Raw genomic sequence first — 13,494 nt, forward strand, 5'->3', positions numbered from 1 at the left:
AAATGAATGCATTGTCTATACTTAGCTTCTTTACCCACAGGAGGAATGAGATGACCATTCATAAGAAAGGTTCGGCGCATTGGGAAGGCGATATCAAAGGCAAAGGCACCGTCAGCACTGAGAGCGGCGTGCTGAGCCAGCAGCCCTATGGCTTTAACACCCGTTTTGAAGGCGGCAAAGGCACCAACCCGGAAGAGCTGATTGGTGCAGCGCACGCGGCCTGTTTCTCCATGGCCCTGTCGCTGATGCTGGGCAATGCGGGCCACAAGCCGGAAAGCATTGATACCACGGCCGATGTGTCGCTGGACAAGAAAGGCGACGGCTTTGCCATCACCAAAGTGGCGCTGACCAGCACCGTCTCTCTGCCAGGCATTGATAAGTCAGCGTTTGATGAAATCATCAACAACGCCAAGGCGGGCTGCCCGGTTTCTCAGTTACTGAATGCGGAAATCACACTGGATTACACGCTGAATAACTGATGCCGGTAACGGGTCGCCCTCTGGCGACCCTGGCGCGACGCTATGCACAACCGGTCCTGCTGTTGACCGAAACAGATGCGCCTTCAGGCGCATCTTTGCTTTCTGACAGAGAGGAAACCGCGATGATGAGAGTCCGGGCGGCCAGAAAACAGTGGAAGATGGTGCTGGTGCTGTTATGCATCTGTGGTGCCCTGCTGCTGATACGCCGGGCTGCGATGATTTGGGCCTGAACCGATGAAGGGAACAGGTCGCCATTCGCTGGGCATCTTACTGATGGTGATTATCGTGCTGGAGGCGATTTACTTCCTGCTGACAGCCTCATGGCTGCCGTGGCGGTAGATTTCGCTCAGACAAAGGCATCTTCGCGCCGTCTGACCCGCACGTCGCTGCGCGCAATGCGATGAGCCTTACGCGGATCGCCCACCACAAACTCAAAGGTAGGCGTGTAGTAAAACGGCAGCCAGCCGCCATAACTGCTCTCCCACTCCCAGCGGACAGGGCAGGGCCACAGAATGCCATCATACAAAAGATAGTAAACCCAGCGTCCGGCAGGACGACGGGGACGTGATGTTTTCATGGGATTCACAACGATAATGGTGAACAACAGCTTATATTTTGTACGCTAAATCGCCAGCTTGCAATGTTGCCGCGCGGCTTTATTGCGACTGGCCCTGAATCAGCGATGAACTTCACCGCAAAGCAGGACCACGTTCGGTCTGACTTTGTGAATACGGTGCGCCATCGTTTCACAGTCGGCTTTGGTCGGATAGATACGCTCCGAGACGGGTAACGCCTCACAGGCATCATATCCACACGCGCTCACTAACAACACGAATCCTATCAACATCGCTCTTCTCCTTTACACGGTCTGCTGGTCCGGACTGTGACGTTTTTTTTCCCTTTTTATCCACCAGTATAGACAAACGTGCCGGGGCAGCATTGTCAGTGTGAGCGGTGGCCCGCCACACGGCCGGAAAACGGTGCGTCAGCAGAGAGGCGATGAGGCGTCAGCCCGCGAAATACCAGGCGGGCAGCAGCGCAATCAGATTGTTCAGGGTGTGCAGAAAGATGGGCAGGGCAAGACTGTTACTCCGCAGCCGGGCGTAGCAGAGCAGCAGCGAAAAGAGCGTCAGGGCGATCAGGGTCTGCCAGTGAACATACTGCGTGTGCATCACCGCAAACAGCAGCGAGGTCAGCAGCATACAGGCGAAGCGGCTGCGCGGTGCCCACAGCAGAAAGCCCTGCAACAGGAATCCGCGGAACAGCACCTCTTCAAACACCGGGGCCAGCAGCACGGCGGTGAGCAGCAGAATCAGCAGCGAATTGCGTCCCTGCTGGGCCTGCATCACCAGCCAGCCTTCCGGCTGCATAAACTGCATCTGGGCCGCCATCAGGACAAACAGCGCGCCGGTAAAGAGCAGGGTTTGCAGCATGCCGAGTTCACCCAGCGGCAGATCGGCGCGGCGCTGGCAGTAGAAGCGATACAGCGGGTAGATAACCGCAAATTCAAACAGGCAGAGCACCGGCACCAGCAGTCCGTCATTGCGCAGCACGCTGTAGTTGGGAAACAGCGTGATCAGCATGGTAACCAGGTAATAAACCACAAAGCTGCCGACGTAGAACAGCGTCAGGGTCACTCTGTCGGAATTGGTGTTCATAGGCGACTCTGCCAGCGAAGGTTAGCGCATAGTAGCAATGCGCCTGATCGCTGTCGAGTCAGCCCTTGAGACAATATTGCATGCTTATTTTTGCCGCAGACTAAACACCGGAGCAGGCGGGCCGATAACTGAGGAAACTATCTGGTCAGCCCCCCGTATTACGGGGCTGGCCCGTGACTAAAACCTGGTTGTGTAGTGAGCACTTTCAATGAATTTTAACCCCCCGGCACCGCCCTCACCGCCATTCAGACAGGCTGCTGAAGACCGCACTGTGCGCTTTACGCGCCGCAGTCTGCGTACGCTTTCGCTGCTGCTGTTTGGCGTGCTGCTGCTCTCAATGGTGATGGTGCTGACCATCGCCCAGCGGCAGAACAGCACATCGGCTGAGCACGATCTGCTGCTGGTGCAGCAGGCATGGAAGAGTCGTCAGGAGGCGATGGCCACTGATATCCGGGATTATGCCTTCTGGGGAGAAGCGTGGCGTAATCTTCACGTCAGCGTGAACAAGGCCTGGGCGTATGACGAAGAGAACTTTGGTCCGGGTCTTTATGAAGAGTATCACTATGAAGGCGTGTTCGTGGTGGATGGCAAAGGTCACACCACCTACACGGTGATTGATGGTCAGCTGACGGACACGCCGCTGGAGGCGTGGCTGGGTCAGCAGACGCCCGGCCTGATTGCGGCCGCGCGTCAGCTGAACAACAGGGCCATGACGCAGGATGCAGAGATCAATCATCTGCCCGCCATCGTGGTGGCCGCCCCTATCAGCAGCGGAAGAGTGGATAACACGCCGTCAAAGGCGGGGCCGCCATCCGTGATGGTGTTTGTGAATCTGTTTACCCCCGCCAAACTTCAGGCGCTGGGCGCCTCGCTGGATGTGCGCGAGCTGCGTCTGCCCGACAGTGAAGAGGATGCGCTACGCGAGCCGCGCATGGTGCAGCCGTTGCCGCACGGCGAACCGATTGTCCTGCGCTGGACACCAAAGATGCCGGGAATGGGCCTGATCCTGTTTCTGCTGCCCCTGCTGACGCTGATGGCGATCATCATTGGTCTGATCACCCGCCGCGTCAGCCGCCATGCGCTTTCGAATGCGATCCTTTCAGACCGGCGCTTCGCCATGCTGGCGATCAGCCAGCAGGAGCTGGCCAGCAGCGAAGCGCGGTTTCGCGATCTCGCTGAGGCGGCGTCAGACTGGATCTGGGAGACGGATGAGAAGGGCCGCCTGATCTACCTGTCCGCGCGCTTTGAAAATGTCACCGGCCACGACATGTCACACTGGCTGGGGCGACACATCGATCAGCTGCTGACCCATCCCAGCCATTCGCTGGTCGCCTGGCTGCTGCGCCAGGAGGAGGAGGGACAGCAGATGCCGTTGCGCTGCCAGTTTATGTCGGCGCAGGGCAACCGCCGTATTGGTCAGCTGGTGGCGAAAACGATCTGGCATGACACGCGGCGTATCGGATTCCGCGGCACGGTTTCAGACATCACGCAGAGTATGGAAGCGGAGGCGCGTATTCAGTTCCTGTCGCGTCATGACGTCTTAACCGGCCTGTCGAACCGCGTACAGCTGCAGGAGTTTCTGACACAGCATCTTGAGCAGCCGGAAGGGATCGTGCCGCTGACGCTGATTACGCTCGACCTCGATCAGTTCAGGCCGATCAACGAAACCTGGGGCCATGCGACGGGCGATGAGGTGCTGAGCCAGATCGCGCAGCGTCTGAAGCGCGCCACGGGGCCTCAGGAGCTGGTGGCACGACTGGGCGGGGATGAGTTTGTGCTGGTCCTGCGTGAAACGAACCGCGAGCGGGTCGATCAGCGCTGTGCTCAGCTGGTGCATGAGGTTCAGCAGCCGATCAGCACCGGCCAGCATGTCCACTATCTGACGGTCAGCATGGGCATTGCCTGCGTCCCGCAGGATGCCAGTCACCCGGAAACGCTGCTGCGTATGGCCGATATCGCGCTCACCGAAGCGCGTGAAGCGGGGCGCAATCAGTGGGTCTGGTATGCCAGCGAGATGGCCAGCCAGCGCGAGGATAAGCGTGAAATGGCACGCCGCATTGAGAAAGCGCTGAGGAACAATGAATTTCGCCTGCACTATCAGCCCCGCTATCAGCTGCTGAGCGGCCAGCTGGCGGGAGCCGAGGCGTTGCTTCGCTGGCAGGTTGCGCCGGATCAGTGGATGACACCCGATCACTTTATTCCGCTGGCGGAAGAGAGCGGACTGATTGCCACCATCAGTGACTGGGTGCTGATGCGCGCCTGTGAAGATGCGCTGGGGTGGGGAGGCGACCGCTACGTCTCGGTGAATATCTCGCCGATGGAGTTTCGCACCAGCGACCTGGTGCAGCGGGTGGCGGATGCGCTGGCCCGAAGCGGCCTGCCGGCAACGCGTCTGGAGCTGGAGATCACAGAGAATGTCACCTTTGAACATCCGCAGCGTGCGCTGGAGATGATGCAGGGCTTACGGGCGCTGGGCGTCAGGTTAACCGTGGATGATTTCGGCACCGGTTATGCCGCGCTGGGTTACCTGAAAACCTACCCCTTTAACGGCCTCAAGATCGATCGCTCATGGATGAAAGATTTTCCGGAGTCGGAGCAGGCGCAGTCAGTGGTAGCGGGCATTATTGCGCTGGCACGCGCGTTTGCGCTGACCATTACGGCAGAGGGGATTGAGACAGAAGCGCAGCTGAACCAGTTAAAACAGCTCTCGTGCGAAGAGGGACAAGGCTACTTCCTCGGTCGTCCGATGCCGCTGGCTGCGTTCAGTACGCTTCTGGAAAGAACGGCGCAGAATCAGGCTGGGTCCGCTTAACGGACTTTGACCGCCACGGCGGTCATCAGCATGGCGCAGACAACAAAAATAATCAGTTCCATTATGGACTCCCGGAGCTAAGAATAATCTTAGTTAATTGTAGCCACCGGGCGTTTCTTTTTTAAGCAGTGCGTGCGATTAATCCTAAATTGTGATCGCCACCGCTTACAGTTTTCGGCGGCTGTAACAACTTTACTTTTTTAGAGTTCAGCCTGGCCGGCACGCTTTGCTACTCTTGGGGACAGGGTTTTACACGTCCAACAGGAGATCAAACGTGAAATTTTATGGAAAAGGGCTGCTGGTAGCGGGTCTGTTTGCCTTAACCGCCTGTCAATCCGCCTCCCACTCTGACACGGCCAGCGTGAAGCCGGATCCTGAGAATGATCGCTGTGGTGCCTCACAGTTTCAGCACTATGTCGGCAAACCGTTAACCGCGCTGCAGGGACAGCATTTCGATCAGCTGGTGCGTCCTATCCCTTATAACTCTGCCGTCACCATGGACTTTAACCTCAACCGGCTTAACTTCCTGGCGGATAAAAACGGCAACATCAGCTCTGTTTATTGCGGCTGACGGCCTGGGTGTCACAGCCTTGTCATAACGGCGGGCGAGAATGGCGCTGCATTTCGATGCGCTTCTCGTCACGCGATTGACAATGCTCGTCTTGTTTATTCCCGCCCCGGCGGGAATTTTTTTAGCGCCTGCGGGCGGTAACAGGAGCGAACATGAAACGGATGAAAGGCGCGCTACTCTCTGTAGCCTTACTCAGCAGTGCAGCGGCGCAGGCCTCCAGTGCCGAAGCCTGGCAACAGAGCCGTCAGGTGATGACCCAGGCCTGCATTAACGCCAGTCACCTGAGCAAAGTCAGGGTGCTGGGCGAGCCGATTGAGTATGACGACAGCACAGGATACAGCGCTCTGTTGCTGGAGGGGCGCTATCCTCAGCGACAGATGAACAATAAGCGTGGACGGGAGCTCTGCCTGTTTCAGCGCAGCAGCGGGCGGGCCAGCATCAGCGAAGCGGATAAGCTGCGCTGGGTGAAATAAGCCAGCGCTTCAGGCCCGGGGTGGCGCGTCGATTAACTGAGCCAGCAGGGTACGATAACGTTGCAGCTGCGTTTCGTCCCCTTCGACTTCCAGTTTCTCAATCACCCGCGCAATTATCGCTTTATTGGTGGCGGGCTGACCCGCTTCCATCATCTCGCGCATAATCACCGCCAGCAGATCGGACTCGGGCGGCGTCCGCCAGTTCGGGCCATTGAAATAGTCGGTGATAGCGCGGCTGGCGCTGTTCGGTTGCACTCTCATTTCCCACCTCCGCTAAACCCCAGACCTCTCCCTTACACCCGGGTGCAGGGGCGTTTATCTACTCAATACGCGGGTTCGCCTCAGCATAGCCGGACGGTCTGCACCGTTGTTTGCGGAGGGCGTCACACCGATCGGAACGATCGCTATACCGCCGTGGCTGGCGGTTTTTTAAACATAGAAGCGAAGCAAACGGTTGTCAGTAACACAATGACATATTTTTCCATCCTGCTGAGGGGGGATGGAGATCGGCAGGCGACAGATCCGCGACCTGTACGGCGGCGTAAATTGCGCAGAATCAAGATGCTTGCCGTTTTTGCCATGTTCTGGCGGTCACGCGCAGCGGGCCTGGGTTAAACTCAGCCCTCTTTCTCTTCACGCCCTCTGCCCATGCCACGCATCATTGAACCCTGGAAGATAAACCTGATCTCGGTCTGGTTTGGCTGTTTTTTTACCGGACTGGCGATCAGCCAGATTATTCCGTTCCTGCCACTCTACCTTGAGCAGCTGGGCGTCACCGGCGGCACCTCACTCAGCCTCTGGTCGGGACTCACGTTCAGCATCACCTTTGTGATCTCAGCGGCCGTTGCGCCACTATGGGGCAGCCTCGCCGATCGCAAAGGGCGGAAACTGATGCTGCTGCGCGCCGCTGCTGGCATGGGGATCGTGATCCTGCTACAGGCTTTCGTCACCGAAGCCTGGCAGTTGCTGCTGCTGCGCGCCCTGATGGGGCTGACCTCAGGCTATATCCCCAACGCCATGGCGCTGGTGGCCGCTCAGGTGCCGCGTGAACGCAGCGGCTGGGCGCTGAGCTGTGTCTCCACCGGCCAGATTGGCGGGGTGATTCTGGGACCGATGCTGGGCGGGCTGCTGGCTGATGGGGTGGGGCTGCGCATGGTCTTTATGGTCACCGCGGCTCTGCTGCTGGTCAGTTTTCTGGTCACACTCTTCCTGATTAAAGAAACCGGCTACACCCCGGTGAGTAAAAAGGAGAAGCTCAGCGGACGTGAGGTGTTCCGCTCGCTGGATAACCCCAGACTGGTGCTCTGCCTGTTCTTTACCACCCTGGTGATTCAGATGTGTAACGGATCGGTTAACCCCATCCTGACGCTGTTTGTGCGGGAGCTGGCGCCCCATGCGGAGAACATCGCGTTTCTCAGCGGGGTGATCGCCGCGCTGCCCGGCGTGTCCGCTCTGCTGGCCGCACCCCGGCTGGGGCGACTCGGCGATCGCATCGGTACACAGCGTATTCTGCTGGCGACGATGGCGATCTCGCTGCTGCTGTTTATCGCCATGTCCTTTGTGACCAGCGCAACGCAGCTGGGCGTGCTGCGCTTTCTGCTGGGTTTCGCCGATGGTGCGATGATGCCTGCGGTGCAGACCCTGCTGGTGCGCCATTCACGCGACAACATTACGGGGCGGATCTTCGGCTACAACCAGTCGTTTATGTATCTCGGCAACGTTGCCGGTCCGCTGCTGGGCGGGGCGGTGTCGGCGATGGCAGGTTTCCGCTGGGTCTTTTTTGCCACCGCCGTGGTGGTGCTGATTAATGTGCTGTTTCTGAAGCGCGTTTACCGTCGTCCGAAGACCGTTCTGCCCGCGTCGGCTGGCAAATCGTCAGTTCCGTCTGCCAGCGCTGCTGAGTCAGCAGAAACTCAGGACTGACGCTGGGACTCCAGGAGTCATCGCCGCCCACGCCCATGTGGTACGCATCCAGATGCAGCCAGCAGCCCGTTTCCGGGCGCAGGAGGTGGCGGTGTGACGTCTCCCGCAGCTGCTCCAGGCTGAAGCGACTTAGCGAGAAAGCGAAATCCCCGCTGACCTGCCAGCTGCCGGTATCAAGCTCACGGGTGCCGCCGCGCAGGCCGTTCTCACCCGGGAAAACATAGGGCGTAAAGAGCCGATCCAGCGGTAACTGCCAGCGGGAAAACTGTGCGGCCAGCTGGCGGTCAGGGTAATTTTCGTGCGGACCGAGGCCGAGCCAGTTCACCTGCTGCGGGATCGTCGCCAGCGCGCAGCGTAGCCCGATGCGCGCTGGCGGTGGCAAACCGCGGGACTGCTCAACGGAAAGCTGCAGCGTCAGCTCCCCCTGTGCATTGATCAGAAAACGTATCCGGCTGATAAAGGCGAGCTGTCCCCCTGCGTGCCAGCTGTGCAGCGTCTCAATCTGCACCGCCCGGGTCAGCGTTTCGGCCGCAATCGCTATCCGCTGGCTTTGCATCTGGTCATAGCCCGCCGCTTTCCAGCGCTCCGACCAGGCGTTGGGATCGATCCGTTCCGCTTCGCTGGTCCCGATGTCATTATCCAGCGGCGCGCGGATAAAGCACGCCTGAAGCGGCGTCAGCAGCGTCGGCTCGTCATCCACCCACCACTGTTCCAGTTCGCCGCTGTGACGGGAAAATTGCCAGCGCTGCTGCCGGTGGGTGACGACAATCTCACGGCCGTTATCGTGCAGCTGCGGTGCCTCACCGGTTTCCGGCAGGAAAGGCAGTGCCAGCGCGGAGGGGAGCGCCCACTGATCCCAGGCGACACGCCAGCCAGCTTCGCTCCAGCGGGTCGGCTGCACCTGATGCACGGCAACATTCAGCCAGCATTCGCCCTGCAACGGAGGCGGGGAGGGCAGGGTGATCCGCTGCTGGCCCTGCGCGGGGATATCAAGCGGGATATCACCCTGCGCCACGACCTGGCCGGCCTGCTCTATGCGCCAGCGCAACACTTCGTTATCACTGTGGCGGAACAGATAGTCGCTGCTGACCGTAAAGCTCAGCGGATCGTCGGGATCGACCGTGAAGTGCCAGAACTGCTGGGCGCGCTGCGCCTCATAGAGCGCCGGATGAGGTGTACGGTCGGCAAACACCAGCCCGTTCATACAGAACTGACGATCGTTGGGTGTATCGCCAAAGTCGCCGCCATAGGCCTGCCAGGGCTCTCCCTGATCGTCATAGCGGGTGAGGCTCTGATCCACCCAGTCCCAGACGAAGCCGCCCTGCAGGCGCGGAAACTGACGGAAAGCCTGCCAGTATTTCGCAAAGCCGCCAAAGCTGTTGCCCATCGCATGAGCATACTCACAGAGGATCAGCGGGCGCGTTTCGCCCGGCAGTCCAATCCACTTTTTCAGTGACCATTTCGGCACCGCCGGGAAGGGCTGATCCTGATCCACCCTGGCGTACATCGGGCAGATGATATCGGTCGCGGCGGTATCCGCACCGCCGCCTTCATACTGAACCGGACGGGTCGGATCGCTGCTTTTCACCCAGCGGTAAAGCGCGTCGTGCGTTGCGCCATGGCCGGATTCGTTGCCCAGCGACCAGATAATAATGCAGCAGTGGTTACGGTCACGCTGCACCATGCGCGTGACCCGCTCGCTGTAGGCGGCAAACCAGCGCGGATCGTCAGAGAGCCGGTTCATGGGCTGCATGCCGTGGGTCTCAATGTTGGCCTCATCCACCACGTAAAGCCCGTACCGATCGCACAGCCGGTACCAGAGCGGATGATTGGGGTAGTGCGAGCAGCGCACCGCATTAAAATTGTGCTGCTTCATCAGCATGATGTCGCGGCGCATCATCGCCTCATCCACCACCTGACCCCGTTCAGGGTGGTGCTCGTGACGGTTAGTGCCGCGGATCAGCAGCGGTTTGCCGTTCAGGCACAGCAGGCCATTGTCGATAGTGACCTGGCGGAAACCGACATCCCAGGCTTCCACCTCGATTAACTGCTGCTGCTCATCCAGCAGGGCCAGCGTGGCGCGGTAGAGATGAGGCGTCTCCGCGCTCCACAGGTCAGGCCGCTCCACCGGCAGGCTGAGCAGGGCGCGTTCGGGATAGTGGCCGCGTTCATCGATAATGGCGCTGCCCAGCGGCTGCTGACACTGTGCAATCTGCTGCTCGCCCTGCCACAGCGTCAGACGCAGCTGATAGCGTGAGGTAACGGCGGAAGGCAACGCGACACGCACCTGCGCGCGCAGATCCGCACGGCAAAATTCCGGGCTGAGCCGGGTTTCCAGCTGAACGTCAGCCAGATGAATCCGGGGTTTATGCAACAGGGTGACGTCGCGGAAAATACCGCTCATGCGCCACATGTCCTGGTCTTCCAGATAGCTGCCATCGCTCCAGCGCAGCACCATCACGGCCAGCCGGTTTTTACCGGGACGCAGCACCTCGCTCAGGTCAAATTCAGCGGGCAGCCGACTGTCCTGGGAGTAGCCAATCCAGTGACCGTTGCACCAGAGGTGAAAGGCGGAGTTAACGCCGTCAAAAATAATGCGCGTCTGTCCCGTCTCCAGCCAGGCGGCTTCAATGCTGAATGTGAGCGAGTAACATCCGGTCGGGTTTGCTGCCGGCACCTGTGGCGGATCGACCGGGATCGGATACTGCACGTTGGTATAAATGGGCGCGTCATAGCCGTGCATCTGCCAGTTGGCCGGCACCGGAAGCGTACCGGCATCCGGCAGATCCTGCAGTAACCAGCTGGCGGGAATCGCTTCAGGCTGCGCAAAGTAACTGAATCCCCACTCACCATTGAGACTGCGCAGTGAGGCGGACGGGGCGTCATCACGCGCAGCGGCTTCATCGCGCCAGCTGGCAAAGGGCGGGTGGGCATCCAGCCGATGCAGTGAGGTCACTACCGGGTTTTCCCAGTCGCGCCGGGAGAGGATGTCGCTGAGAGCAGCCTGAGAGAGAGTCATGTCGGTATCCTGTAAATGTGATGCGCTCACAATGCGCAAAAAATGCCAGGCTGTAAAGCGTTCCCCCTCCCGATTTGCACAAATAGTTTCGTCTGCAAATCGGTCGGGATGTTGAGAACAGAGCAGATTACTGACTGTAAAATGTTAAGTCTGGTCAGCAAAGATGAATAGCGGCAGGATGCAGAGAAATCTCACTTGTCAGCCCCGCTGGTGGCTTCATACACTCAGCCCGATTTTTACACCCTGAGGTTGATATGAAACGAATCGTTAAGCTGGCGGCTGTTGTGGCATTAGGTTTTATCCTGAGCGGATGTCTTTTCCCGCCTCCTGGCGGCGGTGGAGGGGGCTGGGGCGGGCCGGGTGGCGGGCCAGGCCACGGATTTGTTGATCCGCGCTAAACGTGCAGTACAGTCCCACTCTGGAATGGGATCTTTCCATCACGCTGACCGGAAACATTTCCCGCTTTGCTTATTCGCTGCCAGAATAAGAAAGAACACATCCACATGGGAGATAACACGATGAAAGTCGGTTTTTTGGCAATGATGATGGCGGGCCTGCTGGTCAGCGGGCTGGCAAATGCGGCGGAGAAGACCCCGCAGCAGGAGAAAATGACGATCTGTAACCAGCATGCCAAATCACAGGATCTCAAGGGAGATGCGCGCAAATCCTTTATGAGTGAATGCCTGAAAAAAGAGAGCAAGCTGTCACAGATGTCTCCGCAGCAGATGAAAATGAAAAGCTGCAATGGCGAAGCTGGCGATAAAAAGCTGGCGGGTGATGCACGTAAAACCTTTATGAGCCAGTGCCTGAAAAAAAGCTGATGTTTCTCCCGGCCACGCAGGTGGCCGTTTCCCTTCCGGCCTGCGTTTAAATTCCCTGCGGTAACAGCCCGTTACGCTTCTGACAAACATTCCGCGTCAGGCTTTTAATTTCCTTTGCCACACTTACTGTTTGTGGGGATTTGCGCTGCGCAGGGTCTGACGGCGCGGCGCCCAACCGGAACAGTCAAAGGAGCCACGTTGTGAACTATCAATTTACCGTCGATCTGAAAGACCTGCCGCAGCGTCAGCCGGTTAAAAAAACGCTGGGTGAGGTGGAAGTGTTACTGATCCGCGAGGGGGAAAGCGTTCGTGCTTACCAGGCGACATGCCCGCATGCTGGCGCGCCGCTGGAGCAGGGCGCGATCTGTGGCGACCGGCTGGTCTGCCCGTGGCACAAAGCCGCATTTAATCTGGCCGACGGCAAAATGTGTGAGCCGCTGGCGCTGGCCGATCTCAAACAGTATCCGCTGCGAATTGAAGAGGGGCGTGTGCTGGTCAATCCTGAGGCGATGTCGCCCGCCGCGCCCATTGGCAGCGGTGCAGACGCACCGGTTTTCGTGGTGCTGGGTGGCGGCGCGGCAGGAAGTGCTGCGCTGTGGCGGTTACGGCATGAGGGCTATAAAGGGCGTCTGGTGCTGGTGGAGCGGGAAGCGGACGCACCCTACGACCGCACTGCACTGACCAAATTTGTGCCATCAGGCAAGATGGATATCAGCGAGGTACCGCAGCTGCTGAAAGCGGATGTGATGGATCACGTCGAACGCATTCAGGCCAGTGTGAGCCGCCTTGACGCTCAGCAGCAACGGCTGATCTTTGAGGATGGTGAAAGCCTCGCCTTCGACAAACTCCTGATCGCCAGCGGCGCGGCACCTGTCCGTCCCGATATACCCGGCAGCGATCTGGAGGGGGTGCATCTGCTGCGCAGCAAAGCCCAGACCGACCAGCTGCTTCAGGCGGTAGATGCCAGCCATAAAATTGTGATTATCGGCAACAGCTTTATCGGCACCGAACTGGCGTCGGCGCTGCGTAACCGTGACATTGACGTGACGGTGATTGCCCGCCAGACGCTGCCCTTTGCGAAACAGTTTGGCGATCAGATTGGCCGCTATTTCTATCAGCTGCATCAGAAAAATGGCGTGAAATGGGAGCAGGGCGAAATTGAATCCCTGCAGGGCGATCAGCAGGTGAGCAGTGTGCAGCTTAAAGGGGGGCGGCAGTTGCCCGCCACCGTCGTCCTGTTTGCCACCGGCGTGAAACCGGCCACCGACTTTATCCACGATCTGCCGCTGGCAGAAGATGGCAGCCTGCAGGCCGATGCAGAGCTGAAGGTCGCTGAGAACATCTGGGTCGCGGGTGATATCGCGACGTATCCGTCGGCGCAGGGGCCGCTGCGCATCGAGCACTATCGTGTTGCGCATCAGCAGGGACAGACCGTCGCCAGAAATATGCTGGACCAGCACGTCGCCTTTGAACGTGTGCCCTTTTTCTGGACGACCCAGTATGGCACCCGTTATGAGTATCTGGGCCACGCCAGAGAGTGGGATAATTTCCAGCTGCTCGGCTCGCTGGAGGAGAAAAAGTTTATCGCGTGTTATGGACAGCAGGGTGAACTGGCGGCGATCTGCTCATGCGGGATGTATACGCTGACCGCTGAGCTGGTGGAACGGATGCAGCAACCCATGACGTTTGCCGACGCCGTGGCGTACTGCAAGGCAGCGATGGAGTAGGCCGAACGCAG

At 59.0% G+C, this 13,494-nt stretch carries 13 protein-coding genes; 8 read left to right on the forward strand and 5 right to left on the reverse strand.

The window, feature by feature from the left end; all coding sequences use genetic code 11:
- The first annotated feature begins 50 nt into the window (after positions 1-50).
- Both AC1V0D_RS00355 and yniD read left to right on the forward strand, forming a co-directional pair.
- Positions 51-479, forward strand: coding sequence for an OsmC family protein (locus tag AC1V0D_RS00355; RefSeq protein WP_046101325.1), 429 nt, complete (start codon positions 51-53; stop codon positions 477-479).
- Between the two features lie 158 nt (positions 480-637).
- The gene (gene yniD, locus AC1V0D_RS00360; RefSeq protein ID WP_482907388.1) at positions 638-709 is read left to right on the forward strand and encodes a small membrane protein YniD; all 72 of its coding nucleotides are present in this window, start codon (positions 638-640) and stop codon (positions 707-709) included.
- 116 nt (positions 710-825) lie between these two features.
- On the opposite strand, the gene AC1V0D_RS00365 is transcribed toward yniD, so the two are convergent.
- The 3 genes from AC1V0D_RS00365 to AC1V0D_RS00375 form a co-directional block, all read right to left on the reverse strand.
- The gene (locus AC1V0D_RS00365; RefSeq protein ID WP_046102016.1) at positions 826-1,056 is read right to left on the reverse strand and encodes a hypothetical protein; all 231 of its coding nucleotides are present in this window, start codon (positions 1,054-1,056) and stop codon (positions 826-828) included.
- Between the two features lie 99 nt (positions 1,057-1,155).
- The gene (locus AC1V0D_RS00370; RefSeq protein ID WP_009091837.1) at positions 1,156-1,326 is read right to left on the reverse strand and encodes a hypothetical protein; all 171 of its coding nucleotides are present in this window, start codon (positions 1,324-1,326) and stop codon (positions 1,156-1,158) included.
- A 160-nt stretch (positions 1,327-1,486) separates the two neighbouring features.
- Entirely contained in the window at positions 1,487-2,137 is a 651-nt protein-coding gene (locus AC1V0D_RS00375) for a CPBP family intramembrane glutamic endopeptidase (RefSeq protein ID WP_009091835.1), read from the reverse strand.
- Between the two features lie 208 nt (positions 2,138-2,345).
- Here AC1V0D_RS00375 and AC1V0D_RS00380 point away from each other — a divergent pair, with 208 nt between their 5' ends.
- From AC1V0D_RS00380 to AC1V0D_RS00390, 3 genes are all read left to right on the forward strand, one after another.
- Positions 2,346-4,949, forward strand: coding sequence for a bifunctional diguanylate cyclase/phosphodiesterase (locus AC1V0D_RS00380; RefSeq protein WP_009091833.1), 2,604 nt, complete (start codon positions 2,346-2,348; stop codon positions 4,947-4,949).
- A gap of 274 nt (positions 4,950-5,223) precedes the next feature.
- Positions 5,224-5,520, forward strand: coding sequence for an I78 family peptidase inhibitor (locus AC1V0D_RS00385; protein ID WP_009091832.1), 297 nt, complete (start codon positions 5,224-5,226; stop codon positions 5,518-5,520).
- 152 nt (positions 5,521-5,672) lie between these two features.
- Positions 5,673-5,993 (forward strand): hypothetical protein, encoded by a 321-nt coding sequence (locus AC1V0D_RS00390; RefSeq protein ID WP_046101327.1) that lies wholly within the window; start codon positions 5,673-5,675, stop codon positions 5,991-5,993.
- Positions 5,994-6,002: 9 nt separating this feature from the next.
- On the opposite strand, the gene AC1V0D_RS00395 is transcribed toward AC1V0D_RS00390, so the two are convergent.
- Entirely contained in the window at positions 6,003-6,254 is a 252-nt protein-coding gene (locus tag AC1V0D_RS00395; protein WP_009091829.1) for a biofilm development regulator YmgB/AriR family protein, read from the reverse strand.
- A 387-nt stretch (positions 6,255-6,641) separates the two neighbouring features.
- On the opposite strand from AC1V0D_RS00395, the gene AC1V0D_RS00400 reads away from it, so the two are divergent.
- Positions 6,642-7,916, forward strand: a complete 1,275-nt coding sequence (locus tag AC1V0D_RS00400; protein ID WP_071987815.1) for a multidrug efflux MFS transporter — start codon at positions 6,642-6,644, stop codon at positions 7,914-7,916.
- On the opposite strand, the gene AC1V0D_RS00405 is transcribed toward AC1V0D_RS00400, so the two are convergent.
- Positions 7,798-10,935, reverse strand: coding sequence for a beta-galactosidase (locus tag AC1V0D_RS00405; RefSeq protein WP_482906801.1), 3,138 nt, complete (start codon positions 10,933-10,935; stop codon positions 7,798-7,800). The genes AC1V0D_RS00400 and AC1V0D_RS00405 overlap by 119 nt on opposite strands.
- A 518-nt stretch (positions 10,936-11,453) precedes the next feature.
- Here AC1V0D_RS00405 and AC1V0D_RS00410 point away from each other — a divergent pair.
- Together AC1V0D_RS00410 and AC1V0D_RS00415 are read left to right on the forward strand one after the other, a co-directional pair.
- Entirely contained in the window at positions 11,454-11,756 is a 303-nt protein-coding gene (locus AC1V0D_RS00410; RefSeq protein WP_033736600.1) for a PsiF family protein, read from the forward strand.
- A gap of 200 nt (positions 11,757-11,956) precedes the next feature.
- Positions 11,957-13,483, forward strand: a complete 1,527-nt coding sequence (locus tag AC1V0D_RS00415; RefSeq protein WP_482906802.1) for an FAD-dependent oxidoreductase — start codon at positions 11,957-11,959, stop codon at positions 13,481-13,483.
- Positions 13,484-13,494: the final 11 nt, after the last annotated feature.

This window comes from Pantoea sp. PA1 (genome assembly GCF_056856975.1).

What these genes read in the sequence shown, in the direction of transcription:
- AC1V0D_RS00355 (WP_046101325.1), top strand. Translation starts at nt 51, where the DNA reads ATGACCATTCATAAGAAAGGTTCGGCGCATTGGGAAGGCGATATCAAA.
- AC1V0D_RS00365 (WP_046102016.1), bottom strand. Translation starts at nt 1,056, where the DNA reads ATGAAAACATCACGTCCCCGTCGTCCTGCCGGACGCTGGGTTTACTAT.
- AC1V0D_RS00370 (WP_009091837.1), bottom strand. Translation starts at nt 1,326, where the DNA reads ATGTTGATAGGATTCGTGTTGTTAGTGAGCGCGTGTGGATATGATGCC.
- AC1V0D_RS00375 (WP_009091835.1), bottom strand. Translation starts at nt 2,137, where the DNA reads ATGAACACCAATTCCGACAGAGTGACCCTGACGCTGTTCTACGTCGGC.
- AC1V0D_RS00380 (WP_009091833.1), top strand. Translation starts at nt 2,346, where the DNA reads ATGAATTTTAACCCCCCGGCACCGCCCTCACCGCCATTCAGACAGGCT.
- AC1V0D_RS00390 (WP_046101327.1), top strand. Translation starts at nt 5,673, where the DNA reads ATGAAACGGATGAAAGGCGCGCTACTCTCTGTAGCCTTACTCAGCAGT.
- AC1V0D_RS00395 (WP_009091829.1), bottom strand. Translation starts at nt 6,254, where the DNA reads ATGAGAGTGCAACCGAACAGCGCCAGCCGCGCTATCACCGACTATTTC.
- AC1V0D_RS00400 (WP_071987815.1), top strand. Translation starts at nt 6,642, where the DNA reads ATGCCACGCATCATTGAACCCTGGAAGATAAACCTGATCTCGGTCTGG.
- AC1V0D_RS00405 (WP_482906801.1), bottom strand. Translation starts at nt 10,935, where the DNA reads ATGACTCTCTCTCAGGCTGCTCTCAGCGACATCCTCTCCCGGCGCGAC.
- AC1V0D_RS00410 (WP_033736600.1), top strand. Translation starts at nt 11,454, where the DNA reads ATGAAAGTCGGTTTTTTGGCAATGATGATGGCGGGCCTGCTGGTCAGC.